At 67.3% G+C, this 23,719-nt stretch carries 24 protein-coding genes and 1 tRNA gene; 12 read left to right on the top strand and 13 right to left on the bottom strand.

Annotated elements, in window-relative coordinates; genetic code table 11:
* Positions 1-44: 44 nt before the first annotated feature.
* On the bottom strand, positions 45-374 hold the full coding sequence (locus tag V2L32_RS02830) for a CHY zinc finger protein (RefSeq protein WP_331234932.1): 330 nt from the start codon (positions 372-374) through the stop codon (positions 45-47).
* Positions 375-490: 116 nt separating this feature from the next.
* Between V2L32_RS02830 and V2L32_RS02825 the strand changes: the two genes are divergently transcribed.
* On the top strand, positions 491-871 hold the full coding sequence (locus tag V2L32_RS02825; protein WP_409348399.1) for a cupin domain-containing protein: 381 nt from the start codon (positions 491-493) through the stop codon (positions 869-871).
* Here V2L32_RS02825 and V2L32_RS02820 read toward each other — a convergent pair.
* Positions 868-1,596 (bottom strand): hypothetical protein, encoded by a 729-nt coding sequence (locus V2L32_RS02820; RefSeq protein ID WP_331234931.1) that lies wholly within the window; start codon positions 1,594-1,596, stop codon positions 868-870. The genes V2L32_RS02825 and V2L32_RS02820 overlap by 4 nt on opposite strands.
* Positions 1,593-1,961 carry a HalOD1 output domain-containing protein gene (locus V2L32_RS02815; protein WP_331234928.1) on the bottom strand — a complete coding sequence of 123 codons (369 nt, stop codon included), beginning with the start codon at positions 1,959-1,961 and terminating at the stop codon, positions 1,593-1,595. The genes V2L32_RS02820 and V2L32_RS02815 overlap by 4 nt, the downstream gene beginning before the upstream one ends.
* 215 nt (positions 1,962-2,176) lie before the next feature.
* On the opposite strand from V2L32_RS02815, the gene V2L32_RS02810 reads away from it, so the two are divergent.
* Entirely contained in the window at positions 2,177-2,656 is a 480-nt protein-coding gene (locus V2L32_RS02810; protein ID WP_331234927.1) for an Lrp/AsnC family transcriptional regulator, read from the top strand.
* A 154-nt stretch (positions 2,657-2,810) separates the two neighbouring features.
* Here V2L32_RS02810 and V2L32_RS02805 read toward each other — a convergent pair.
* Together V2L32_RS02805 and trmY are read right to left on the bottom strand one after the other, a co-directional pair.
* Positions 2,811-2,883: transfer RNA gene (locus tag V2L32_RS02805), tRNA-Pro, on the bottom strand.
* A 46-nt stretch (positions 2,884-2,929) separates the two neighbouring features.
* On the bottom strand, positions 2,930-3,520 hold the full coding sequence (trmY, locus tag V2L32_RS02800) for a tRNA (pseudouridine(54)-N(1))-methyltransferase TrmY (RefSeq protein WP_331234926.1): 591 nt from the start codon (positions 3,518-3,520) through the stop codon (positions 2,930-2,932).
* Between the two features lie 149 nt (positions 3,521-3,669).
* On the opposite strand from trmY, the gene V2L32_RS02795 reads away from it, so the two are divergent.
* Both V2L32_RS02795 and rnhB read left to right on the top strand, forming a co-directional pair.
* A complete protein-coding gene (locus V2L32_RS02795; protein WP_331234924.1) occupies positions 3,670-4,998 on the top strand; it encodes a tRNA pseudouridine(54/55) synthase Pus10 in 1,329 nt (442 codons plus the stop codon).
* Complete coding sequence (rnhB, locus tag V2L32_RS02790; RefSeq protein WP_409348421.1) at positions 4,998-5,642, top strand: ribonuclease HII; 645 nt, start codon at positions 4,998-5,000, stop codon at positions 5,640-5,642. Before V2L32_RS02795 ends, rnhB begins: the two co-directional genes overlap by 1 nt.
* Before the next feature lie 18 nt (positions 5,643-5,660).
* Here rnhB and V2L32_RS02785 read toward each other — a convergent pair whose 3' ends face one another.
* Entirely contained in the window at positions 5,661-6,548 is an 888-nt protein-coding gene (locus V2L32_RS02785) for a helix-turn-helix transcriptional regulator (RefSeq protein WP_331234922.1), read from the bottom strand.
* Positions 6,549-6,729: 181 nt separating this feature from the next.
* Complete coding sequence (locus V2L32_RS02780) at positions 6,730-7,677, bottom strand: winged helix-turn-helix domain-containing protein (protein WP_331234920.1); 948 nt, start codon at positions 7,675-7,677, stop codon at positions 6,730-6,732.
* Positions 7,678-7,987: 310 nt separating this feature from the next.
* Here V2L32_RS02780 and V2L32_RS02775 point away from each other — a divergent pair, with 310 nt between their 5' ends.
* Positions 7,988-8,779, top strand: coding sequence for a hypothetical protein (locus V2L32_RS02775; RefSeq protein ID WP_331234919.1), 792 nt, complete (start codon positions 7,988-7,990; stop codon positions 8,777-8,779).
* 21 nt (positions 8,780-8,800) lie between these two features.
* Positions 8,801-9,244 carry a DUF4870 domain-containing protein gene (locus V2L32_RS02770; RefSeq protein ID WP_331234917.1) on the top strand — a complete coding sequence of 148 codons (444 nt, stop codon included), beginning with the start codon at positions 8,801-8,803 and terminating at the stop codon, positions 9,242-9,244.
* A gap of 69 nt (positions 9,245-9,313) precedes the next feature.
* On the opposite strand, the gene V2L32_RS02765 is transcribed toward V2L32_RS02770, so the two are convergent.
* Entirely contained in the window at positions 9,314-10,264 is a 951-nt protein-coding gene (locus V2L32_RS02765) for a winged helix-turn-helix domain-containing protein (protein WP_331234916.1), read from the bottom strand.
* 371 nt (positions 10,265-10,635) lie between these two features.
* On the opposite strand from V2L32_RS02765, the gene V2L32_RS02760 reads away from it, so the two are divergent.
* From V2L32_RS02760 to V2L32_RS02745, 4 genes are all read left to right on the top strand, one after another.
* On the top strand, positions 10,636-11,295 hold the full coding sequence (locus tag V2L32_RS02760; RefSeq protein WP_331234915.1) for a hypothetical protein: 660 nt from the start codon (positions 10,636-10,638) through the stop codon (positions 11,293-11,295).
* 155 nt (positions 11,296-11,450) lie between these two features.
* Positions 11,451-12,314, top strand: a complete 864-nt coding sequence (locus tag V2L32_RS02755; RefSeq protein WP_331234913.1) for a hypothetical protein — start codon at positions 11,451-11,453, stop codon at positions 12,312-12,314.
* Between the two features lie 151 nt (positions 12,315-12,465).
* The gene (locus tag V2L32_RS02750; RefSeq protein ID WP_331234912.1) at positions 12,466-13,452 is read left to right on the top strand and encodes a hypothetical protein; all 987 of its coding nucleotides are present in this window, start codon (positions 12,466-12,468) and stop codon (positions 13,450-13,452) included.
* Complete coding sequence (locus tag V2L32_RS02745; RefSeq protein ID WP_331234911.1) at positions 13,449-16,655, top strand: hypothetical protein; 3,207 nt, start codon at positions 13,449-13,451, stop codon at positions 16,653-16,655. The genes V2L32_RS02750 and V2L32_RS02745 overlap by 4 nt, the downstream gene beginning before the upstream one ends.
* Before the next feature lie 16 nt (positions 16,656-16,671).
* On the opposite strand, the gene V2L32_RS02740 is transcribed toward V2L32_RS02745, so the two are convergent.
* The 3 genes from V2L32_RS02740 to secF are packed head-to-tail and all read right to left on the bottom strand — an operon-like array spanning position 16,672 to position 19,711.
* Complete coding sequence (locus V2L32_RS02740) at positions 16,672-17,268, bottom strand: HAD family hydrolase (protein WP_331234910.1); 597 nt, start codon at positions 17,266-17,268, stop codon at positions 16,672-16,674.
* On the bottom strand, positions 17,265-18,854 hold the full coding sequence (locus tag V2L32_RS02735) for a preprotein translocase subunit SecD (RefSeq protein WP_331234909.1): 1,590 nt from the start codon (positions 18,852-18,854) through the stop codon (positions 17,265-17,267). Before V2L32_RS02735 ends, V2L32_RS02740 begins: the two co-directional genes overlap by 4 nt.
* Positions 18,851-19,711: a protein translocase subunit SecF gene (gene secF / locus V2L32_RS02730; protein WP_331234908.1), complete on the bottom strand. Its 861-nt coding sequence runs from the start codon at positions 19,709-19,711 to the stop codon at positions 18,851-18,853. Before secF ends, V2L32_RS02735 begins: the two co-directional genes overlap by 4 nt.
* Before the next feature lie 124 nt (positions 19,712-19,835).
* On the opposite strand from secF, the gene V2L32_RS02725 reads away from it, so the two are divergent.
* The gene (locus V2L32_RS02725; RefSeq protein ID WP_331234907.1) at positions 19,836-20,150 is read left to right on the top strand and encodes a hypothetical protein; all 315 of its coding nucleotides are present in this window, start codon (positions 19,836-19,838) and stop codon (positions 20,148-20,150) included.
* 89 nt (positions 20,151-20,239) lie between these two features.
* Here the strand turns inward: V2L32_RS02725 and V2L32_RS02720 are convergent, their stop codons facing one another.
* Complete coding sequence (locus V2L32_RS02720; RefSeq protein ID WP_331234905.1) at positions 20,240-21,274, bottom strand: hypothetical protein; 1,035 nt, start codon at positions 21,272-21,274, stop codon at positions 20,240-20,242.
* 110 nt (positions 21,275-21,384) lie between these two features.
* Between V2L32_RS02720 and V2L32_RS02715 the strand changes: the two genes are divergently transcribed.
* On the top strand, positions 21,385-23,187 hold the full coding sequence (locus V2L32_RS02715) for a S9 family peptidase (RefSeq protein ID WP_331234904.1): 1,803 nt from the start codon (positions 21,385-21,387) through the stop codon (positions 23,185-23,187).
* On the opposite strand, the gene V2L32_RS02710 is transcribed toward V2L32_RS02715, so the two are convergent.
* Complete coding sequence (locus V2L32_RS02710; RefSeq protein ID WP_331234903.1) at positions 23,175-23,645, bottom strand: DUF5812 family protein; 471 nt, start codon at positions 23,643-23,645, stop codon at positions 23,175-23,177. The genes V2L32_RS02715 and V2L32_RS02710 overlap by 13 nt on opposite strands.
* Positions 23,646-23,719 lie beyond the last annotated feature (74 nt).

Below are 23,719 nucleotides of genomic sequence, written 5' to 3'. Positions count from 1 at the left end.
GCACTGGAGTGGGCATCGGCGAAAGCTCACCGGTCCGCCGGGAGTCAGGGCTCGAAGTAGCGGTCGTGGTGAGCGACACACCCGGGGTTGAACGTCGCCTCGCAGGTCGGACAGCGAGCGGGGGAGTCGAGGTACTCTCGGATCGTGAGTTCGGTCCCACAGACCCCACAGAGCACCGCCTCCCGATCCCACTGCTCGCGTGACCAGCGCTCGGCCTCGTGGTCCGCGCTCGTCTCGTGGCACGCGAAACAGGGGTAGTAGGTGAGACAACATCGAAAGCGGATCGCGATCACGTCGCGGGCGGTGTGGTGGTGCTCACACCGGGTCTCGGGCCCGACGTCGACACCCCCGACCGGGTGGCCGTGGACGTTCACGGGCCGGATTCGAGGGATGGGGTCAAAGTTCGCGCGGAAGACTTCGGATCAACAACCGCCCCGAACGGACGACCGGGGGCAAAGAGGTAAGAGGTCACCCGGTCCTACGGAGGGGTATGGCATACAGGAAGGTGAACTACGCCGACGTCGAGCGGGTCTCGGGGGCGATGCACTTCCTGCGCGAACCGCTCGACTGCGAACAGGTCGGCGTGACGATCGCGAAGTGCGAACCGGGCTGGATCGGCCAGAAACACGACCACGCGGAGAACTGCCACGAGGAGGTCTACGTGCTGATCGACGGCGAGGCGAGCGTCGTCGTCGACGACGAACCGGTCTCGCTCTCCCCCGGCGACGCCGTCTGGATCGACCACGACTCGACCCGACAGATCAGAAACGGCGACGAGGAGAGCACGTTCGTCCTCGTGAGCGCGCCCGACCTGATCGAGGCCACGGGCGACAACGAGATGAGCTGGGCGCTCGCGGGCTTTCAGGGCTAGGTACCGAGGTCGATCTTCGAGAGCGAGACGTCGAGATCGGCGACGTACTCGTTGTACGCGTCGACGAACCCGGCGAACTCCCCAGCGTGCTCACGGACGACCTCCACCGAGGGCGGACCGTACTGTGAGAGGAGGTAGGCCCCGCCGTCGCCCCCGATCCGGAGGTAGGCGGTGACGTCGCCCTCGCGTTTCAGCTCCCAGCGGGTCCCCGAAACCCGGACGGTGAACGTCTCGTACTCGCTCCCGTCGAGACGGTGGAGCTGTCCGGCGATCGCGTCGGACGTCTCCTCGATCCCGTCGACGATCCGGTCGCGTTCGGCGGCGACCGCCTCGGTCGAGGCCGGCTCGGGAAACTCCCCTCGTATCTCGTCGAGCAGTCCCGACAGCGAGTCGACGTACTCGTTGTACGCCGCGACGAACGCGTCGTAATCCGAGAGCGCCCTCGCGAGCGCGGCGGGTTCCGGCGGCTGTTTCGTCGAGACGACGTAGACGGACTCGCCCGATCGAGGGTCGAAGCGGAGGTACTGCACCGCCCCGCCCTCGTACTTGAGCGTCCACTCCCCTACTTCGGTCTGAAACGTCCGGTCGCCGTAGTCGCCGCCCTGGAGTAGCGCGAGACCGTGGGCCATCCGTCCCGCGTGGTCGGTCACCTCGGCGACGAGTTCGTCTCGGCGTTCTCCGGCCTCGTGGGGGTCCGAGAGCCCGATGTCGCTGACGTCGATCACTCCCGAGAGGAGGAGTCCAAGCCGTAAAGCCGCTCTGTCGGCACCTCCTCCGCCCGGAGTTCCGCCCGGTGTGCCGAACCGTCCCGTTCCGCACCGAGACGCTCGACGAGGAGCGTCCCGTCGTTACTGGCCGTGATCCCGTAGCCGTGATAGACGAACCTCACCGTGAGGTGTGAGTCCCCCGGCTTCCCGGGGTACGAGGAGGGACGTCCCGAGAACAGACCGTCGAGCGACTCCGGATCGACCGCCTCGAACAGCGGTGGGAGGTCGAGCGGATCGACCCCCTCGAGCGCTGCCACCTCGAACACCACCGTCTCGCTGAGCGTTCGGTCCTCGGATCCGCCCCACCACTGTTCGTTGCCCATGCCGTTCAACGATGACACATCCAACGTTAACCTTATCCTATTTGATCAGATTTATTCCGAAGTAACAATCATTTATTCTTCTAAATCTTAATGAAACAATCTGACGAATGATTCGATCCACTCCGAGCCGACCTCCGGACCCCGCCCGCCCGTCGATTTGTTCACGATGTTAGAAACAATTACGTTTTTTAATTTCGGGTGATAAAAACACGCACATGTCCGGAGACTGCGTCTCGAAGGTCGACCGGGAGATCCTCTACCTGCTCCAGAAGAACGCCCGGTACACCGCGACCGAGATCGGCGCGTCGATCGGTGTATCCGATACGACGGTCAGAAACCGCCTCCGGGATCTGGAGGAGGGCAGCGTCGTCCGGGGTTACCGTCCGATCGTCGACTACGAGCGGGCGGGGTTTCACCGGCCGTTCCACCTCACCTGTACCGCACCGATCACCGAGCGCGAGCGGATCGCGGAGGAGGCGGCACGGATTCCTGGTGTCGTGCGCGTCTCGGAACGGACGACCGGGCGGGAGAACCTCCTCGTCGAGGTCGTCGGCGAGCACGCGGACGACGTGACCGAGGTCGCCCGACGACTCGACGCCCTCGGCGCGAGGATTGAGGAGGAGGCGATCGTCCGGGCGACGTATCGGTCGCCGCTCCAGCACCTCGCTCCGGAACGGTCGACCGAGCGCGAGTGAGGACGCGGGGAAACGACGAACGACCCGCCGCCCCTTCTCACTCGTCCGCGCGCTTAGTACGCGGAGACACGGACCGGTTGGAACCTGCTTGGGGTGCACTTCTCCGCAATTCCGGCTCCTCGCTTCCGCTCGTCGCTTAGAATTGCGGGAGAAGTGGGCCGGCTCAGATTCGAACTGAGGTTACGGCCACCCGAAGGCCGAAGGATACCAGGCTACCCCACCGGCCCGCATCCCCAGGGAAGCGAGTGCCGCTGTTAAACGTTCCGAATGGGTTCAGTAGTTCGCGAAGCCACCGGTGTCCAGCCAGTTGTGAACCACCGTGATCGCGTGGTTCGCGTGTAACGCCTCCGGACCGACGCTGAGCCTGGCATCCGCCCGTTCCGAGAGCCGTTCCGCCTCGCACTCGGTGAAGTCGTGGTGGTCCGAGAGTACGAACGTCGGGTTCTCTGGTATCTCGGCCTCCGAAATCGGTGTACCGTCCTCGTGGAGCTGAATCACGGTCCCTCCGACGGCGTCGAGTACGTCTGCGAACCCGCGTCGGGAGAGGAACACGCCGGGCGTGCTCTCGACCTCCACGTGACCGATCGCCTCCTCACGGGCGGCGAGTGCAGCACGGATCAGCGCGGCCGTCGAGCGCTCGTCGGGGTTCAGTCGTCTGAGTTCCGATCCCTCGAAGCGGACCGTGAACTCGTCGGAGAGCACGAGAAAGAGCCCGATCTCCTCGCGAATGGCGTGCGAGAGGAAGAAACTCGACGAGACGCACCGACAGAGCACGTCGAGGCGGCCCGCACCCCCGGCGAGGTCGTCGAGCGAGAACGCGTCGGTGGTCGGTGCGTCGTGTCCGATGACGATGAACCGGCGCATGTGGGGAGTCGCCGCTACAGGTCGATGAGTCCGTCGAACGGCGGAATGAGGGCCGAAAGGACAACGACTTAGCCCGTGACCGTCTCTCACAGGGCGATGCCTATCGAGCGATACCGACACCCCCACACACGCGGTGTCCGGAGGGCACGATGAGCGTTCTGGAGGACGCGAGGGCGGTGCTCGCCGAGGAGCCATGCGACGCCTGTCTCGGCCGGGTGTTCGCCGACCGGAGCTTCGGGCTGACGAACGACGAGCGCGGGACGGCGCTCCGGGTGACGGTCGCCCTGGAGGACGACGAACCAGCGGAGAAACCCGAAGCGGAGGACTGCTGGGTCTGTGAGGGTCACAGCGCCCGGTTCGACGAGTGGGCCGACCTCGTCTGCGAGGGCCTCTCCGGTCTGGACTTCGCGACCTACCAGGTCGGCACCCGGGCGCCGCCGCTGATCGAGGAGAACGAGCGGCTCCTGCGGGAGTCGGCCGGACTGCCCGAGGACGCCGGCGAGCCGTTCAAGTCCGAGATGAACCGGGAGGTGGGAAAGCGCGTCGGCGCGCGGACCGGAACCGAAGTCGACTTCGAGCGGCCGGACGTGCTCGCGCTGCTCGACGTGGATCGAGGAGTGAACGACCGAAGGGAGATCTCCTCGCACGCCGTCGAGGTACAGGTGAACGCGGCGTTCGTCTACGGGAGATACCGAAAGCTCGAACGCGACATCCCCCAGACCGAGTGGCCGTGTACCGACTGCGGGGCGACCGGGATCCAGCTGGCTCGGGGCGGTGGCGAGGAGCCCTGTGACGGCTGTGACGGGACGGGCTACCGCTACGACAGGAGCGTCGAGGGACTCACCGTTCCGACGGTGGTGGAGGCGATGGACGGCGAAGAGGGTGTCTTCCACGGTGCAGGACGCGAGGACGTCGATGCGCTGATGCTCGGGACGGGCCGACCGTTCGTGATCGAGGTGAAAAACCCCCGAACACGCTCGCCCGATGTAGAGGCACTCGAACGGACGATCAACGAGTACGCCGACGGCGCGGCAGAGGTCGAGGGCCTTCGCCTCGCGACTCACGACATGGTCGAACGGGTGAAGGAGCTGGAGGCGTCGAAGACCTACCGGATGGACGTCGAGTTCGCCGAACCCGTGAGCGACGACGCGCTCGCCGGAGCGCTCGCCGAGTTGGACGGGGCCACGATCGAACAGGACACCCCACAGCGCGTCTCGCACCGCCGGGCGAACCTCACCCGTACCCGCGAAGTCTTCGCCGCCGAGGGCGAGCTGGTCGACGAGCGCCACGCGGACCTGACGGTCCACGGCGCGGGCGGGCTCTACGTGAAGGAGCTCGTGAGTGGCGACCGGGGACGGACGCGACCGAGTCTCTCCGAACAGCTCGGCGTCGATGCGGTCGTGACGGCGCTCGACGTGCTCGCGGTCGAGGGTGAGGACGAGCCGTTCGAGCACCCCGACTTCTTCCTCGACGGATGATCCGGTTCGGGGCGGACGAGGCGGGGCGTGGGCCCGTCCTCGGCCCGATGGTCGCGGCGGCGGTCGCCGTCGACGGGCTCGAGCTACTCCCGGAGGAGATCGACGATTCGAAACGGCTCACGCCGACTCGTCGCGAGTCGCTCTCGAAGGCGCTCGGTGCAGCCGAGGGGGTCGAGATCGGGATTTCCGTCGTCCCAGTCGAGCGGATCGACGACCCGGAGACAGACATGAACACGCTGACCGTCGAGGCGCAGACGGCGGCGATCGGGGAGGTCGTCGCCGGCGGCGAGCGCGGGATCGTCGACGCCTGCGACACGGATCCGGAACGCTTCGCCCGTCGTGTCGGGAAGCGGCTCCCGGCCGACGTCTCGCTGGTCGCCGAACACGGTGCGGACGCCCGGCACCGAGAAGTCGCCGCCGCGAGCGTCGTCGCGAAGGTCGAGCGAGACGAACGGATCGGCGCGCTCACCGAGGAGTACGGTCCGGTCGGCAGCGGCTATCCGGGCGATCCGGCCACGAGGGAGTTCCTCGCGCGCGTCGTGGACGAGACCGGCGACCTCCCGGCGTGTGCGAGGCGGTCGTGGTCGACCTGTGAGGACGTGCTCGCTGCGGCCCGCCAGCGTGCGCTCTCCGAGTTCGTGTAGTGAGGAAGGGCGCGGCGATCAGCGGTCGAGCGGCACGGGTCCGAACTCGACGGGCGTCTCGGGCGGTCGCGTCGGGGAGGGCTCGATCGCCGTGGGGTCGGGGTTCGTGATCGGCATCGCCTCGGATCGAACGCTCTCGTAGAGGCGCTCGGCCCACCGTCTCGCCTCGTAGTCGTCGGTGTCGACGAAGACGGTGAGTGCCCCGCTCTCGCGGTCGTAGCCGCACACCCCGATCCGGTCGTCGAACAGCGAGAGCCCGAACGGGACCGACTCCCGGAGCGAGACCTCGACCGCTGGGCTGTCGATCAGCGCGGCCAAGAGCTCCGGATGGTCGGAGAGCAGCGCCTCGACGACGCCGCGCTCGTAGAGCAGCTCCGTCCGTCGCCCCTCCTCGACGCGGGTTCGGAGCACGCTTGCGTCGAAGAACTGGACCGACGCCGCGTTGAACTCGCGAAGCGTCTCGCTCTCCCTCGTGAGCGAGGCGAACCGGTTCGCAGGTCCGAGCGGCGAACTGGGCTCGGCGACCGTGACCCGAGCGTTCGAAAGCGCCTCGACGTCCAGTTCTGGCCCGTCCGTCGGAACCGCTCGCAACAGCGGGCGAAGCCGGCGGACCGCGTCGGCACGGTCGACCGCCGCGAGCACACCACCCGCGACGAGCCTGCCGGCGGTCGTGGCGCGGTAGGACCCCCCATCGCGTTCGATCCAGCCGTGATCCTCGAACTCACCGAGGATACGTGCGAGCGTCGGCGCGCTCATCGAGGTCGTCTCCCGGAGTTCGCGTCTGTCGTGTGGCCCTTCGCCGAGCATGCGGAGGAGCGCGAGCCGGTTCGACGAGCGCGCGAGGAACGCCACGTCCTCCAGTGCACCCTCCCTCCCTCCAGAATCCGGAGAACTACCTCGTCCCATGTCACCTGCGTACGCAACCGGTAGGTATTACTGTTAGGAGCAGCCCGATGCTCCAGGCTAACTGACACGTACGCGTGGCCCGCGTCCTCGCGCTCTCCCGCATCACCGTTGTTCACGCCAGGTGGCAAAGCGGTTTCCCGTGAGCGCGGTTCGCGCGGCGAGCGGGTCTCACGCCGTGAGATCACCCCTCTCGCGTCACGTCGAGGACTTGGAGGTGTTCGTCGTATCGGAGCGAGAGCGCCCCGGAGTCGGTGGGGAGGTCGACCCGGAGCCTGAGCGGGTCGGTCGAGACCACCCGCTCGGAGACGCTCGCGAGGTAGTCCGGGTTCGAAAAGAGCAGTCGCTGGAGCTCGAGGAACGTATCGAACTCCCAGCGTTCGGAGAGCGCCGTGATCGCCGCCGGGTGGTAGACGGCGACCAGCCAGAGCATCGCCCGGCGTCCGTACCGGCAGTTTCGACAGGTGAACGTCGCCCAGATCCGCGGGACCGAGCCACAGCACTCACAGACGCCCTCGGCCCCGATCTGGTGGTCCTCGCAGACGAGCACCTCCCGTTCGGTCCGTGCCGTGCAGGCCGGACAGACCCCCTGCATCATCGTCGCGACGTGCGCCTCGAAGAGGACGTGGGCAGCCTCGACCACCTCCGGGAGCGACCGATCCGCGAGGCCCGCCGGCGGGAAGGCGTAGTGCATGAACGCGCCGTCGGGGAGGTCTCCGCCGAGGACGCCCGCACAGTCCCGACAGCGGACGGTGATGTGTTCGTTTCTGTACAGCAACTCGACCGACGAGCCACAGAACGGGCAGGGGTGGCCGGCCTTCACGGGGCCGAGTTCGGGGTCCTCGGTGATCGTCCCGGCGACGACCGCACGCATCACCTGCGTCCCCGTCTCCCTGAGTTCGTAGCCCCCCTCCCTCCGGCGAACGAAGTGCGATAGCTCGTTCAGATGGTAGTTGAAGTTCCCCTTGTCGACGCCGACGGCCTCCCGGAGGTCGGAGAAGCTCATCGGCTCCTCGCCCTCCCAGAGCGCCTGGAGGATCGCGACGCGGGTCCCGTTGCCGAGGATCGAGAACGCCTCGGTCGGACTCACCCCGCCCGGCTCGATGCGTCCGACGGCCTCCGGTTCCTCCATGTGATCGTTCCCTCTACATACCACCGAAGCCGATACGTCGGAGCTGACAGCCGCCCTTTGCGTCGGATTCGGATGACCTGATTTGTGACACGTTCTCTGCGTGAATATCTCTTGTGGTTCGGTACTTCTACACACGACGGGGCGCTCCGGAGGGGACGAACGGGTTTCACGGCGTGAGAGGAATTCGCGGGGCGAAACCGTCTTGGTAGGTGCGTTTAGGGTCCGTGACTCACCACCGAGAGTGAGGAGGACACACACCCGACATGACAGGACGTCGGTGTATCATTCCACCGATATGAAAGGAGACGCGATGACACGGACGGAGCTGGGGTTGAAACCCGGAGCGACGCGGAGGAAGACGTGGACGACGAGTCGGCGCGGCGCGCTGGTCCTCTTCGGTGGGGTCGGCATGCTCGCTGGCTGTGTGGGCCTCGACGAGGTCGCGGACGGGGTCGGCCTCGATCCGGAGCAGGTCGAGTCGATCGCCGACCTGGCCGACGCGGAGAGCCCACCGGGCGGGGACGGGTCGGCGGCCGCGAGCGAAGGTGACCCCCCCGAGGACGCACCCGACGGGGGGAGCGAGGAGGAGTGGCGCCTCTACGAGTTCGAGGCGGGTGAACGCTACGAGTACCGCGTTCACACCGCCGAGGACGGCCCCGGAACGTTCCTCTGGAGCGTCGAGGAGGTCGACGGCGAGCTGCTGACCGTCGAGACGTCGATGGAGTTCGAGAACGGCGAGGGCTTCTCGCAGACGGTGACCGGCACCGAGGACGACGTCTTCTCGGACCTGATGGTGACGCCCGCGGCGGTGTTCCTCTGGTCCGGGCTCTACTCGCCACACGTCGGGGCCTACGAGGACGAGGCGTACGTCGGTTACGAGTGGAGCTACAGCACCTCCGAGGGGAGTTTTCGGTACGCCGTCGACGGGACCGAAACCTACGTCGGCACGGAGTGTTACGTGGCCGTCACCGAGGTAGACGAACAGGTCGTCCACGAGAGCTGCCTCTCGCCCGACCTCGCCTTCCCGGCCTACGTGGCCTACTACGAGGAGACCGGCGAGGTCGCATTCGAGATGGAACTGGTTGGATACGAACGAGACTAGAGAGACCACACGGATACAATCATGAGTACGAAAGACGCGGACGTCGAAGCGGAACTGAGCAACGATCGAATCGAGACCGAGCCGGCGACGGGCGACGAGACGCCGACCTCCGTCGGCGGGCTGGACGAGAACATCGTGGGTGCGCTCGCGTATCTCTTCCCGCCCCTGCTCGCCATCGTCTTCTACTTCATCGAGGAGGACAACGAGTTCGTCCGGTTCCACGCGGTCCAGAGCATCATCATCTTCGGAGGGATGATCGCGCTCTCGATGGGGCTGTTCGTCTTCGGGTTCGTCCTCGACGTGATCCCGGTCGTGGGCCTACTCTTCGCGCTCCTGACGGGACTGGTGTCGCTGCTGTTGATGCCGGTCGCCTTCGTGCTCTGGCTCGTGCTGACGTACAAGGCGTACAAGGGCGACAGGGACGGCCTGCCGGTCACCGGCGATATGGCGAAGAACTACGTCTGAGATCGATATGAGACACTCCGCCGCGAGATCCGGGTAATCTCCGGCGGGGGAGACGGTCGGAGTGAGCGCCTAGCCCGGTCGCTCGATCTCGACGACGTCGAACCCCTCGTCGAACGTCAGCCCGAGCCGTCCCGTCTCGGCCGGGAACTCGACGCGAACGCGCAGGGGATCGGTCGAGACGACCTCTTCGGAGATCGCCTCGACGTACTCGGGGTTCGTGAAGAACAGCCGCTGCAGCTCCCGGAAGGTGTCGAACCCCCAGCGCTCGTAGAAGAGGGCGATCGCCGCCGGGTGGTAGATCGCGGGCATCCAGAGCACGGGCCGGGAGGCGGTCTCACAGTTCGGGCAGGTGAACTCGACCAGCAGCTCCGGGACGCGACCGCAGGACTCACAGAGCCCGTCGGGGCCGATCGCGTGCTCCTCGCAGACGAGTATCTCGGTGTCGGTCTCCACGGCACACTCCGGGCAGACGCCCTGTACCATCGTCGCGGCGCTCGCCTCGAAGAGCAGGTGCGCGACCTCCAGCACCTCCGGGAGCGACCGACCCGCGAGCCCCGCGGGCGGAAAGCCGTCGATGCTCATGAACACGCCGCGTGGGAGGTCCCCGCCGCTGGTCCCCGCACAGCTCTCACAGCTCGCCATCATCGTCTCGTCCTCGTAGCGGAGTTCGATCGGCGAGTCACAGAACGGACAGGGCCGGCCGATCGGAACGGGGTCCAGTTCGGGGACGTCGGTGATCACACCCGTGAGAACGGCGCGGATCACCTGGTTTCCGGTCTCCCTGAGTTCGTAGCCCCCCTCCCTCCGGCGAACGAAGTGCGATAGCTCGTTCAGATGGTAGTTGAAGTTCCCCTTGTCGACGCCGACGGCCTCCCGGAGGTCGGAGAAGCTCATCGGCTCCTCGCCCTCCCAGAGCGCCTGGAGGATCGCGACGCGGGTCCCGTTGCCGAGGATCGAGAACGCCTCCGTGGGCGTCACTCCGCCCGGTTCGATCCCGTCGAACGCTCCTTCGTCCTTCATTATCGGTACCTCGTCGTGGGATTCGCCGCCGTCCTCCGATCCCGAACCGTGGGAGATTCAGGATCCCACACTGGACTGATACGTACGACGGTCCGTGATATATGTGTTCAGGTGGTGGAAGCTCGCGTCCGGGTGGGTCTCGTGGGTGGAGATCGCTGGTCTTGAGCGTGACTCTCACGCCGCGAGATGCTATCACGGCGTGAGCCGCCCTTACGCCGTCGTATACCCTCACCGGGTGCAGTTAGATACCCGACCTCTCGAAGAAGTGAGAAGAGGAGAAGAGTGAAGAGATGAAGGGAGATGACCTCGGTCGGCTGGCCGGAGTGGAGAACCGAATCGAACGACGGACAGTTCTGCGGGCTATGGGAGGTGTGAGTCTCGCAGGGCTCGCAGGCTGTCTCGGTAACGACGACGAGGACGGTGTAGACAGCGATAGCGAGGACGATTCCGGCAGTACTGACGCAGACGACGGGGACTCCGACGACTCCGAAGTGGCGGGCGAGGACACTGACGACCCCGAAGCGGACGACGGAGACACCGACGACGCGAACGGCGGTGACGAGGACCCGTATCTCCGCGAGGAACTGGAGAACGCCATGGCGAACCTCTCGGCTCCCGACCCGGGCACCGGCGTCGTGGTGTTCGAAAACGAGGGCGAGTACCAGACCGAGGAGATCGAGTGTGGTGCGGACAGTGCCGACCCCGACGACCCGGAGAGAGGGACCGCAGAGGGCGTCTTCGAGTTCGACGACGGCGAGGCGTCCGGGGTCGAACTGAGCAGGGGCGACGACCTCGACGACCTCCAGAACACCATAACCCTCACCGTACCGAACCCCGACGAGGAGAGTCAGTTCGAGGAGGCCGCAGTCCCTCGGAGCATTCGCCCCATCAAACCCGAAGAGGGTGCCGAGGGTCGGTCCGCGTTCGTCGTCAGGGAGGCCGAGACCTGGTACGGTGGCATCGGGTTCGACCTCTCGGATCAGGGGGGTGTGGACTACGGCGAGACGTGGGTCGCCATCACCTGCGCGTGAGCCGGATCGGCCGACGGGCCGGTCGACCGAACCGAGGCCCCGATGGAGCGCTCACGACGCGGAACGGTCTCACGGCGTGAAATCCACCCTCTCTGTCGATATCCTCTCACACGGTGCGGTTAGGTACTGTCCGTTCCTGGATAGGTGCAGGGCTAATGAGATCATTAAACCACGATCCCGCGGCCGGACCCAGGGGGGTGAACCGACGGACGGTTCTCTCGAGCGTGAGCGGTCTGGGCGTCGTCGGTCTCGCCGGCTGTCTGGGTGGCGAGGACGCGGAGGCCGAAACACAGGAGTCGGCCGACGCGGACGACGCCGAAGAGACTGCGGACGACTCGGGAGACACCCCTGACGAGGGGATGGAAGACGACGGCATCGAGGACGACACGGAGAATACCGAGGGTGACGCCCCCGGCCTCCGTCCGTCCGAGTTGGACCTCGAACCCGATGACGCCTGGAACGACGACCACCCGGATGTCGAGGTCCCGGACGAACCGGGACGGGCAGTCCTCGTCCTCGGTGACGACCGGTACGAGATGGACGGCGACTTCAGCGGTGGGCCGAGAGAGGAGATATACGACATCGTCCGGGAGGCGGACGAGTTCGAGGGGGATGGGGTCTACTTCCTCATGGACGGGATCTTCCAGGTGACCGATGAGAGCAAGGAAGAGCACGGTCTCGAGGAGGACGGCTACAACGTCCGGTTCTTCCGGCGGATGGTCGGGTGGTCCGGAAACGATTTCCGCTACGTGAACTCCGACGAGGTCGAGATCTGGTGGCCCGGCCTGACGGAGATGATGAAGTACGTCTACCGCGAGGCCGCTGACGGCTCCGCGGAGGAGCGCGACTCGCCGATAACGACCTACGGAGAGGAGCCGTTCCTGCGGATCGACCGCTCAGGCGTCCTCACGGCGACCGGCACGATCGACGACCCCGGACAGTCCAAGATACCGGCAGGGACGGCGTTCGAGTTCGGGGCACGCGCGGACGAGGGATGGATGGATCGGTGGGGAGCATGAGCCGACAGAGCGGGACAACCCCGACCGAACACGGAGCGCGGATCGATGGGGATACGACCATGAGAGAGATCGAACGGCACTCGCGGAACCGAACGGAGAACGAAACGAACGCAGACTCGCCGCCACAGGCGATGCGACCGGAGGTCTAAGGATGGTGCTTCACTTCGTCAGAGCGACCGGCGTCTTCTTCAGGACGCTCCCGTTCGTCGCGCTCCGGATCGTCGTCGGGGGATTGCTGGGCCTGATCACCGTCGTCTACTTCGGGGTCGTCGGCTGGCTGGTACTCACGCTCCTGGAGGCGGGGACCGTCTCCGGGCCGATCGGGGGAATCGGACTGCTGATCGCGACGGTGATCTTCCTCGCCGCGATGCGGTTCGCCCGCCGCTACGTCCTCTACATGGTCGCCGCGGGTCACATCGCGATCATCGCCCACATCGTCGACACGGGCGAGACGCCGTCGAACCAGCTCGCGTTCGGCACCCGGCAGGTGAAATCACACTTCGCGGAGGCGAACGCACTGTTCGTCGTCGATCAACTGGTGAAGTCGGTCCTCAGGCAGTTCAACCGCCGGGTGATCTCGCTGTCGAACATGCTCAGCTTCGTCCCGAGTCTCAACAACATCCTCACGGTGCTCCGTCGGGCCGTCGGGCTCGCGGCCTCGTACATCGACGAGGCGATCATCGCACACGTGTTCATCGCCGAGGAGGAGAACAACTGGCGGGCGGCACGCGATGGGCTCGTCCTCTACGGTATGACCTGGAAATCGGTGTTGGGGTCGACGCTCTTGATCGTCCTCGCGATGTACGCGGTCGCGTTCGTGATGCTGCTGGCGCTGGCCCCGCTCGCGACCGTCTTCGGCGGCCTCTCGCCCACCTACGAGGTACTCGGCTGGGTTGCGGTGGCGGGACTGGCGCTTTCGATCTACCTCGGGGTGCTCAGACCGTGGGTGAAGACGGTCGTGATCACGACGTTCCTGATCGAATCCCGTGACCTGACGCCCGACAACCGGACGATGGAGTTCATCGCGGACAGCTCGCCGAAGTTCCGCGAGCTGAGAGAGAGAGCCGACAGCGAGGTTCCCGGCAGTCGCGACGACGCCCCTACGGAGAGCGACGTTCCAGCGGAAGGGACGACGTGAGCCGAACGACCGGTTCGGGGGATCCGGAGGCAGCCGAGAGCGAGCCGGACGTGCCGACGGAGGAGGACGACGACGAGCGAGGGCTCCCGGTGAGCCGCCGGGCGTTGCTCGCGGGGGCAGCCTTCGGCGTCGGCGCGGGCGTGGGTGCGGGCGCGACCGCCTACTACTTCCGCAGCGACGAGCTGTTCGACCGGAGCGATCCGGTCGCGGCGGCCGAGGGGGAGCTCCCCGAGGACCACGTCCCCTTCTCGGTCTGGGAGGAGCTGCGAGAGCGGCTGCGGACCAGCCCGGATCACCTGCCCGGACGCGCCAGCACGCTGGTGGCCGACGGCGACCTCGAAGCGATCTTCGAGTTCGTGCGCGACGAGGTCGTGACCGTCCCGACGAGCGCCGATAGCACGAGGGACACCGAGACCGGGACCCGGTGGGGGGTACGAGGGACGCTCCGGTGTGGGATGGGCACGCCACGCGACAAGGCCGACCTGCTCGCCGACCTCTACCGGCGAGCGGGCTACGAGGCGACCGTGGTGGCCGTCGACGCCGAGTTCTCCGAGGACGAGGTGAGAGACCACTACACTCGAACCGTGGATCGGACGTTCGACCCCGAGATCGACGAGGAGACGCTTTCGGACTGGCTGGAGCGTCTCGGCGCCGACGGCTCAGAGGAGGGCGAGTTCACCGTCGTGGACGACGACGGCGAGGAGAGCGCCGCGATCGCGGAGACCGTTCGCGCGGCCCTCTACGAACTCGACGGTCCGGACCCGTTCTCCTGGGAGTGGGGCGGACGGAACGTCGGCACGCCGGTCGTCGAGGTGCCCGTCGGCGGCGAGTCCCGGTACGCGAACCTCTTCGCCGACGTCCCGTTCGGCGAGGCCGGCGGCGATGTCTCGGGGATACGCGAGCGCGAGGAGCCGGAGACGGTGCGGGTGAGCCTCTCCGCGGTGACGCCCCGGGAGCGCGACGAGCCGATCGAACTCGTCTCCGGGGAGTGGCCGGTGACGGAGCTACTCGGTCGCCAGCTGCTCGTCGGGACGCCGTCGGTCGTCGCGCCGTACGAGCAGCCGGAGGCGACGATCGGCGACGTGGACATGTTCACCCCCGCGCTCGCGCTGCAGGGACTGGATCTCACGCCGGAGGAGGCGGCCGAGGCCTCCGTGTTCGGCGACCCGTTCACGCTCCACGGCGACCGACTCTCGGCCACCGACGACGGGATCGTCTCCCGGAACGGGGAGCCGTTCGTCTACCCTGAGGGCGACGCCGACCCCGAGCGGGTGGAGTCGCTCTCGGTCGTGGCCGACCCCGTCGACTACCCGACGATCCGACTGGAGGTGACCGCCACCGACGGCGAGGGCGAGCACGTCGAGAGGATACCCGCCTCCGCTTTCTCAGTGAGCGACGAGGAGCGAGCGGTGGTGCCGACGATGACCGAGACGAGCGCGCGAGCGCACGTGATGTACGTCCGCGACGAGTCGGGTAGCATGGGCCGGGGCGTCGACGCCGCGACCGACGACGAGTGGTACGACGACCTTCGCTCGGTCATCACGGGCCACGAGTCCGCGATCGACCTCGAGTACCGGGAGGCGGATTCGGACATGTGGACGCACCTCACCGACGCGGTCGCCGACGGTCCCGACCTGATCGTCTACGCCCACGACGGCGAGGAGACCGACGAGTACGTCGAGACGATGGACGAGATCCTCGCGGAGGCGCCGCCGACGGTGCTGCTCAGCGCGTACGACGAGTCCTCGCCGGTCGAGAGCGAGACGGTGCTCGCCCAGGCGGAGCTCACCGGCGGCGTCGCGGTGCCGATGGGCGAGACCGGGACGGTCCACGACGCCGTGATCGAGGCGCTCGACGGCCTCGACCTCCCGACCTACCGCTTCGACTACCACGTTCCAGATAGCGAGGTCGGCGAGCGAACCGTCGAGGTCTCTCTGGGGGGCGAGGAGGCGTCGGCGACGTACGAACCCCGGTCCCGAAACCCGATCCCGCGGACGCTCGTCGGCCTCTACCTCACCGTCGAGTCGGGCGGACGGGAGGTGACGCGCACCCTCGGCGGCTGGGACCCGGCCCTCGACGGGGGGTGGAACCCCTACCGGGACGACCCCGACACCGACCTCGCGGGAGAGGTCGGCGAGGCGCAGGCGCACGCGCTCGACGTCCACGGTGCGCTGCTCGGCGGGGTGACGCTCTCGTTCGAGGGCGACGGCGTGTCCTACTCCGTCGCCCTCGACGACGTCCTCGGGGCGAACGGGACGTTCGCGCACGTGGACGCCGCGGCGGTCTCGGGCGACCGCGAGACGATGGACGCCGCGATCGAACGGGGTGGGGTGACGATCCCGTACGAACTGCTGCTCGTCCAGTCGCGACTGCCGGAGGTCGCGAACGAGCGGGGCGTGACGTTCTTCGAACACGCGCGGGTCGCGCTCGTCCAGCAGAAACCACTGCTCGGGACCGATCGGCTGGAACAGTCGGTCGACGTACTCCCGCTCACGACGGCGACGACGACGGCCGAGGAGCCCGAGGAGCGCTTTTTCACGACGCTCTCGCGGACGGCGCGGATCGCGGCCGTCGAGGCCGCCGCCTACGAGGTCTCGACGGCGTCGCTGCTCGACGGGGCCGACCTCGTCCCGCTCTCGGAGTTCGACGCCGACCACGATCACCGGGCGAGTTACGCCGATCTCGTCGCTCGTGCCGGGTTCACCCGGCGGGACCACCAGCTGGTCCCGGCCGACGGCTCCGCGTTCGCGTTCTGGAACGTCGATCCGTCGACCGGAACGCTCACGGGCGTCATCGACGACGGGACCGGCGGGGGACGGCGCTACCGGGAGATCGAAGAGCGCCTCGACCGGCTGAGTCAGGTGATGAGCGGGTACAACCTCCTGCTGATGGCCGCAGGGGGTGGTGGGGCGATCTCCGGGCTCGGGGCAGCCTCGCTCGGGATCGTCGCGCTCTACGGCCAGCAGCTCGCTCGGGTCTACGCGGGCGTCACCCTCGTCCTGATGACGATGGACGCCCGTCACCTCGACCTCGCGCTCCAGCAGGCGCTCGCGGGGATGGTCTGTGGGCTCGCCTGGCAGATCACCCTCGGCGTGTTCGACGTCTTCGGCGGGGCCGCCGCGTTCAGAGCGATGGTGTTCCAGATCTTCGACAACCTGCTCGGGGTCGCGGGCGTCTCGACGCCGACCTCGTGTGGGCTCTGAACCCCTCGAATTACGCCTACCCGTACCCGAGTTTCCCGGGTACCCCTCCGAACCCGCCGCCGTCGTACCGGAGGGCGCTCCAGCCCACGCCGCGAGCTCCCTCGATATCCCCGTCGGAATCCCCGACCATCGCGTATCCCTCTCCCTCGATCCGGCGCTCTACCTCGCGAAACGGCGCCGGATCGGGCTTGTGTGCGCCGACCTCGTAGGAGGTGACGACCGCATCGAACCGCCCCTCCACGTCGTGTGCCCGGAGCTTCGCGAGCTGCCAGTCCGGGAGGCCGTTCGTGAGTACGCCCAGCCGGTACTCCGCGGCCAGCCGTTCGAGGTCATCGTGCGCTCCGCTCGGCGGTTCGCTCGCGGCGATCTCGCGTTCGAGCAGCGTCCCTCTCAGCTCCCCTGGATCGCCGACTCCGACCGCCGCGAACGCACGCCGCACCGGCTCGGGGTCGAGCGCCCGGAACCGCTCGAAGAAGCTCTCGGAGTAGGTGTCGACCCACTCCTGGCGACTCTCACCGACGGATCGCTCGAACGTCTCGGAGAGGACCGTTCCGTAGGGCCGGTCGAACGAGAGCAGCGTGCCGTCGAGGTCGAAGACGATCGCCCGACTCATCGCCCGGTGAGCAGGACGCGGAGGATGTCGCCGTAGGCGGGTCTGGTCACGAGAACGCCGATCAGCACGCCGACGATGGTGAACAGCGCGAAGCCGGTGAGGTCGCCGAGGCTCAACACTGCGAGGGGAGACATCGCGACGATCGTCGTCGCGGCAGCCGCGCCGATCACCCAGAACGCCTTCCGGAACCGGCTCTCGAACACTCTTCCCGTACTCACGTCGCCCTCCTGGAGGATCTCGTCGGCGATGATGATCAGGTCGTCCACTCCCGTCCCGACGACGGCGATGAAGCCGGCGATGGCGGCGAGGTCGAGCGGGTAGCCGACGAGGGCGGCGAAGCCCAGTAAGAGAAAGACCTCGGAGGCGGCGGTGACGATCATCGGTCCTCCCACCCTGGGATCACGGTACCGAGCGGCGACGACGCCGGAGACGGCGAGGACGGCGACGAAGCCGGTCGCGAGCGAGAGGAACTTGAACTCCTCGGCCTGACTCGGTCCGAGGAAGCTCTGCGTGCCGGCGTCGAGGTCGAGCGGCGCGGGTAGCGCGCCCGCCCGGAGGTTGATCTGGAGGTTTCTGGCGTCGTCCATCGACGGCGCGAGCATGACGAACTGGGGGTCGCTCTCGAACTCGCTCGACTCGACCCCCTGGGCGAGGTCGGGACCGAGGCTGTGGGCGTCGACCACCTCGCCGTCGACGACCGTGAGCAGGCAGTAGCCCGGCTCGTCGGCGTCCTCCTGGTAGGCACAGCCCTGCTGGATCCCCTCCGTCGTGAAGCCCTCGTCTCGCATCGCGTTCGCGAACGTTACCGCGCCGTCGTTGGTGAGCGTCACCGGGACGCGAGGGCCCTGCTGACCCTCCTCGGTCGCGAAGCCGACGTCCGCGATGTCGTCGTCTTCGAGCAGCAGGCGCTCCTCGTAGCCGCCCTCGCCGTCGGGATACGTGATGTGGAGTTCGACGACGCCCTGGTCCCCGATCAGGTCGATCACCTCCTCGAGCGTGACCCCGGGGATCTCGACGACGACGAAGTGCTGGCCGTCGGCCGCGGTCGCCTTCGAGGCGTCCCCGCGGGCGAAGGGTGACTCGCTGATCTTGTCCTGCATCACCTCGACCGCCTCGTCGGTGGTCTCCTCCGTCACTCCGTACCTGATCTCGCCGCCCTCGAAGCCGGTGGTGGAGAGCGCGGCCTCGAACTCCTCGGTGCTCACCTCGTCCGTCCGGAGCTCGATCGTTCCCTGACCCTCACCCCCGTCGCCGTGGTACGCACGCACGTCGCGCGTCGAGAGGTCGAGCTCCGTTGCTATCGCCTCCTCGACCTCGCCCGTCTCTCCCGGGTCGATCGTCAGTCCCTCGGCGGTGAGGCCGGCGAGTGGTGCCCTCACCCTGGAGCCGCCCGCGAGGTCGAGGCCGAACTGGAGGTTCGTCAGCCCGGTCGTCTCGATCTGCTGCTGGGCACCCTCCTCGCCCTCGTCGCCGTCGTCGGGTGCGAACGTCGGGAGGAAGAGGAACGCGGCGCTCAGGAGGACGAGTACGACGAGCAGCGAGATGCGCCAGTGTTTTCTGAGCACTCCGTGCTCGTCGTCGCTCATCGGTTTACCCCCTCGAACTTGTACCAGCGGAGCAGGCTCACGTTCAGCAGGTAGGTGTTCATCAGGTCCGCGAGCAGGCCGAAGACGAGCACGAGCCCGATCTCGGGTAAGAGGGGGATCCCGAAGTAGGTCGCGACGAGGGTCATGACGAGCATGGCGATGATCGCCGTCGTCGTCATCGTCACGCCGGTCCGCATCGCTCTCCTGACCGACTCGTAGAAGTCGCCGCGCCGTCGCAGGACGTGCGTGTTGAGAAGCAGGTCGGAGTCGACGCTGTAGCCGATCAGCATGAGGAGGGCGGCGACGGTCCCGAGCGTGAGCTGGATCTCGAAGAGGTTCATCAGCGCGAGCGGGATCACCAGGTCGCTCGCCGCCGACGCGATGACGGCGACGCTCGGGATCAGCGTGCGAAAGAGGGCGGCGACGATGACGCTCATCCCCAGGAAGGCGAGCAGGAGGCCGATCAGCGCCTGGACCTGGGTGTCCGCGCCGAACGTCGCGGAGGTGCCGGCGATCGAGATGACGCCGAAGCCGGCGGCCTCGGCGTCCGACTCGATCTCGGAGACGTCCGTGGACTGGAACTCGACGAGGTACTGGTCGTCCTCGGCGGGGATCGGCGTGATCGACTCGACCTCGGCGTCGAAGGCCGCCCTGATCTCGTCCTGTGACGCGTCGGTTTCGATCTGGATCTCGGTGCCGCCGGTGAAGTCGATGCCGAGGTACGCGGGTGCGCCGGTCGTCGCCCACGTCCCCGTGATGACGAGGAGCGCGACGAGAAAGAGCGCCAGCGGAACCGCGACCAGCTGGCGGTTCGAGTACCGGGTGTAGTCGACGACCGGTACTGGCGAGTCCGACATGCCCCCGGCTCCGAAGCCGCCGCGAATAAACTTTCTTATCCAACGGGAGGGGACCTGTGAACGAAAGTTCCACGGTCCGCTCTCGCGGGGCCGTGCTTTTACCCCGTCACGACGTAGCACGTCCATGACCGAAGCGACCCGCGTGACCGTCTCGTACCCGGAGGACCTGAGTACGTGGGGGCGATTTCAGGTGGAGAAGCCGTCGTTCCGCGCCTACCTGCGAAAGACCCTGGGCGACGTGCGCGAGGGCGAGGTTCGCGAGGAGTTCGTCGGCGTCGGCTGCTGTGGCAACACGCTCGACGTACCGCTGAGAATCGAGCGGGTCGAGGGTGGTCGGACGGTCGATATGGACACCGAAGTCGAGTACGAAGTGCGTGAGGCCTGTGGGGTGCAGGGGAGCTGGCGGGTGCAGAGCGCTGGCGGGCCAGCCCGCGGGTGAGAACGACTCAAACGGACTGCTGTCCCTGTGTACCGCTCGGACCGAGAGGCGGGTACCGAGCTGAGCGGTACGGAGTACGGCAGTCCGTATCACTCCGTCGTCTCTCTGTCCTCCGACGGGAGTTCCTTCTGGAGGACGAACGGCCCGAAGTCCGCGGCGGTCCGTCTGGCGATCGTCGCGATCCTGAGTACGTAAAAGAGCAGGACGGCGAACGGGCTGAACAGCGCCGTGATCGTGAGCGCGACGACCGCCGCGTAGACCCACGGGTGGAGGCCGAGCGCGAGCAGGTTGTCGTAGGCCAGGACGACGAACGCGCCGCCGAGCAGCGTCGGGAAGCCGACGTAGAGCAGGATCTTCGAGAGGTCCGCGAGCTCCTGTTGCATGTAGACCGTCTTGAAGTACTGCCGGGCGATGTGGATGTCCCGAAGCAGGTCCTCGACGCGGTCTGCCTGGCGATCCATCGGCTCCGTGAGGTCGTGACGGTAGTCCTCGCGGATGCGACGGACGACCTGGAGCTGCCACGGGTCGTTGTAGTCGAGGATGACGGCGATGACCGCGAACGTTCCGAACGTCGCCTCGCCGAGCGTGTCGATCGCGTCGGCGTCGACCGACGCGGTGGAGCTGACGTACTCGTCGACCGCGGCCTGTACCGACCGTGACTCCGCCCGACAGACGTTCTGCATGCCGAGGGCGGCCCGCCGTTTCGCCTCGATCAGCGTCCGGAGGAACTCGGCCGGATCGACGGGGCTCGGACGCGATCCGGTGTGGTCCTCGATCGTCCGCCGGAAGTCACGCGTCTCGTCGAGACGCTCGAAGAACGTCCCCGCCGTGCCGAACTCCTCCGAGAGGATGAGCTGGTTGATCGCGAGGACGACGGTGATGAACGGGAGCATCCCCCCGATCAGCGAGGCAGAGAGGTCGGTGATACCGCCCTCCTCGGCGGGCGTGATCGTCCCAGCGTAGATCAAGAGCAGGGAGACGGCAAAGACGAGAGCCAGGAGGAGCGCGGAGAGGTAGTGGCGGTCGCCGGTGAGAAAGAGCCAGCGCGAGAGCCCCCCGACCTCGAGTCGATCCCACAGGCTCCGGTCCGGCTGTGCGGCCGACGGCGCATCGGGCTCGCTCACCTCTTGGGGTACAGCCACGAGCGGCATGAACGGTCTGCCTGCTACGGAGTCACACCGACCGGCGCTGCCGGAACGCCGGGGTTGATGAACCAGCCGGTGCGAACGACGGTATGCGAACGTACGACCTGAAGCGGTATCTCACCGCGCGGGCGACGACCCAGCCGTCGTTCACCCCCGACGGGACGCTCGCCTTCCTCTCGGACGCCACCGGCACGCCACAGCTCTGGACCGTCTCCGAACCCGGCGCGTGGCCCGTCCAGCGCACCCACTACGACGAGCGGATGTCGTTCGTCGACGCCTCGCCGACTCGCGAGGAGGTGATGGTCGGGATGGACCGGGGAAGCGACGAGCACGACCAGTTGCTGCTCGTCGACTGTGCGGACTCGGCTGTGGAGGAGGTCACCGACGATCCCGAGGTGATCCACACGTGGGGCGGGTGGCATCCCGACGGAGAGCGGTTCGCCTTCGCCGCGAACCGCCGCGAGTACGCCACGTTCGACGTCTACGTCGGGGATCGAGAGGGAGGAGAACGCCTCGTCACCGCCGAGGGCGGCGGTCGGCTCTCGGTCGAGGGGTTCTCGCCCGACGGAAGCCGCCTCGCGGTGACGGAAGCCCACGGCAGTGACTGGCAGGAGGTCTCGGTACTCGACGCCGAGACGGGCGAGCGCGTGCAGGTGAGCGAGGGCGAGTTCCGGTACGAGAACGTGAGCTGGGCTCCGGATGGCTCGCTCTACGCGACGAGCGACCGCCACTCCGATCACCTCGCGCTCGTCCGACTGGGAGACGAGGTCGAGCCCGTGATCGCGTCGGAGGAGTGGGGGATCGAACACGCCGCGATCGGTTCCGGAGGAGAGGTCGCGTACGCCCACAACGTCGACGGCTACTCGGTGCTTCACGTCGGGGAACTCACCGATCCGATCGGGGTCGAAGCGGAAGAAGTCGACCTCCCACGGGGCGTGATCGAAGGGCTCTCGATCGAGAGGGGCCGGGGGCTGGTGACGCTCTCGACGCCGAGTCGACCCTCGTCGGTCTACGTCGTGGACGTGGGTACAGGTGACGGGCAGGGGACGATCCGATGGACCCACCCGTCGACCGCCGGCATCCCCGAGTCGCAGTTCCAGTCGCCCGAGATCGTCAGGTACGACACGTTCGACGGGCGGGAGATCCCGGCGTACCTCACGTTTCCTCGGGAAGTCTCCGAGGGGGGCGCACCGGTGATCGTCGACATCCACGGTGGCCCGCAGCACCAGCAGCGGCCGTGGTTCAACCCCGTCAAGCAGTCCTTCCTCGATTCGGGCTACGCCGTCTTCGAGCCGAACGTCCGTGGGTCGTCGGGGTACGGGCGGGAGTACACCCAGTTAGACGACGTGGAGAAACGGATGGATTCGGTGACCGATATCCGGTACGGAGTCCGCTGGCTGGGAGAGCAGCCCGAGATCGACGGCGAGCGGACCGTCGCCTACGGCCGCTCCTACGGCGGGTTCATGGTGCTCGCGGCGATCACGGAGTACCCCGAACTCTGGGCCGCAGCCGTCGAGTTCGTCGGTATCGGCGACTTCGTCACCTTTCTCGAGAACACGAGCGAGTGGCGACGCTCGCACCGAGAGCGCGAGTACGGCTCGCTGGCCGAGGACCGTGAGGTCCTCGAGGAGATCAGCCCGCTTCGGAGGATCGACCGGGTCGCCTGTCCGCTGTTCGTCCAGCACGGCGCGAACGATCCCAGGGTACCGGTGAGCGAGGCGGAGGCGATCGCGGAGTCACTTTCGGGAAAGGGGATTCCCGTCGAGACCTGCATCTTCGAGGACGAAGGCCACCACACGACGAGTCTGGAGAACCGTATCGAACAGTTCGAGCGGATCGCGGCGTTCTTGGAGGAACACGTCGGCGGTATCGATGCCGATCAGGGGAGGTAACGAACGCTGAGCACGCCCTCGTCCTCGTCGACACGGACCTCGACCCGGCGCGCGCCGTAACGGGCGGCCCGAACGAGCGTCGCCTCGTCGGTCACGACGTCCGAGACGGCCTGTGCTGCGGTCTCCGACGGAACGCTGATCACGTGGACCTCGCCGTAGTCCTCGCGTTCGGTTCGATCCAGATCGCCGACCTCCAGACCCGCCGCGACCTCCATCGAGCGGGCGGTCGGTGGCTCGTCGCTCGCCTCGACGGATGGCTCCCAGCGACGGTCGACCTCGATCACCATCCAGGTCGCATCGAGCGGCGGGTCGGGTTCGAGCGTCGCCTCGATCGCCTCGCCGACTTCGAGATCGGGGTGTTCCGAGAGGGTGTGGACCTGCCCGTCGGCCGTGTCGACGGCGACCGCCGCCTCCCCGTCGGCATGGGTCACGAGGAACGTCCCTGATTTCTCGTCCATACGTGCGGGAGCTGGGGAACGGGCTTCGGGGTTTCGTTTCCGTGGCTCGGCGGTTCGAGACGCTTTTTCCCGCT

The organism is Halalkalicoccus sp. CGA53 (genome assembly GCF_036429475.1).
GTDB classification, from domain to species: Archaea; Halobacteriota; Halobacteria; order Halobacteriales; family Halalkalicoccaceae; genus Natronorarus; species Natronorarus salvus.
Note: the sequence above shows the minus strand (reverse complement) of the source record. Positions and strands in the feature narration are given on the sequence as shown.

Excerpts from the sequence above, each read along its gene's own strand:
- V2L32_RS02825 (WP_409348399.1), top strand. The coding sequence starts at position 491 with ATGGCATACAGGAAGGTGAACTACGCCGACGTCGAGCGGGTCTCGGGG.
- V2L32_RS02815 (WP_331234928.1), bottom strand. The coding sequence starts at position 1,961 with ATGGGCAACGAACAGTGGTGGGGCGGATCCGAGGACCGAACGCTCAGC.
- V2L32_RS02810 (WP_331234927.1), top strand. The coding sequence starts at position 2,177 with ATGTCCGGAGACTGCGTCTCGAAGGTCGACCGGGAGATCCTCTACCTG.
- trmY (WP_331234926.1), bottom strand. The coding sequence starts at position 3,520 with ATGCGCCGGTTCATCGTCATCGGACACGACGCACCGACCACCGACGCG.
- V2L32_RS02795 (WP_331234924.1), top strand. The coding sequence starts at position 3,670 with ATGAGCGTTCTGGAGGACGCGAGGGCGGTGCTCGCCGAGGAGCCATGC.
- V2L32_RS02785 (WP_331234922.1), bottom strand. The coding sequence starts at position 6,548 with ATGGGACGAGGTAGTTCTCCGGATTCTGGAGGGAGGGAGGGTGCACTG.
- V2L32_RS02780 (WP_331234920.1), bottom strand. The coding sequence starts at position 7,677 with ATGGAGGAACCGGAGGCCGTCGGACGCATCGAGCCGGGCGGGGTGAGT.
- V2L32_RS02775 (WP_331234919.1), top strand. The coding sequence starts at position 7,988 with ATGACACGGACGGAGCTGGGGTTGAAACCCGGAGCGACGCGGAGGAAG.
- V2L32_RS02770 (WP_331234917.1), top strand. The coding sequence starts at position 8,801 with ATGAGTACGAAAGACGCGGACGTCGAAGCGGAACTGAGCAACGATCGA.
- V2L32_RS02765 (WP_331234916.1), bottom strand. The coding sequence starts at position 10,264 with ATGAAGGACGAAGGAGCGTTCGACGGGATCGAACCGGGCGGAGTGACG.
- V2L32_RS02755 (WP_331234913.1), top strand. The coding sequence starts at position 11,451 with ATGAGATCATTAAACCACGATCCCGCGGCCGGACCCAGGGGGGTGAAC.
- V2L32_RS02750 (WP_331234912.1), top strand. The coding sequence starts at position 12,466 with ATGGTGCTTCACTTCGTCAGAGCGACCGGCGTCTTCTTCAGGACGCTC.
- V2L32_RS02740 (WP_331234910.1), bottom strand. The coding sequence starts at position 17,268 with ATGAGTCGGGCGATCGTCTTCGACCTCGACGGCACGCTGCTCTCGTTC.
- V2L32_RS02735 (WP_331234909.1), bottom strand. The coding sequence starts at position 18,854 with ATGAGCGACGACGAGCACGGAGTGCTCAGAAAACACTGGCGCATCTCG.
- secF (WP_331234908.1), bottom strand. The coding sequence starts at position 19,711 with ATGTCGGACTCGCCAGTACCGGTCGTCGACTACACCCGGTACTCGAAC.
- V2L32_RS02725 (WP_331234907.1), top strand. The coding sequence starts at position 19,836 with ATGACCGAAGCGACCCGCGTGACCGTCTCGTACCCGGAGGACCTGAGT.
- V2L32_RS02715 (WP_331234904.1), top strand. The coding sequence starts at position 21,385 with ATGCGAACGTACGACCTGAAGCGGTATCTCACCGCGCGGGCGACGACC.
- V2L32_RS02710 (WP_331234903.1), bottom strand. The coding sequence starts at position 23,645 with ATGGACGAGAAATCAGGGACGTTCCTCGTGACCCATGCCGACGGGGAG.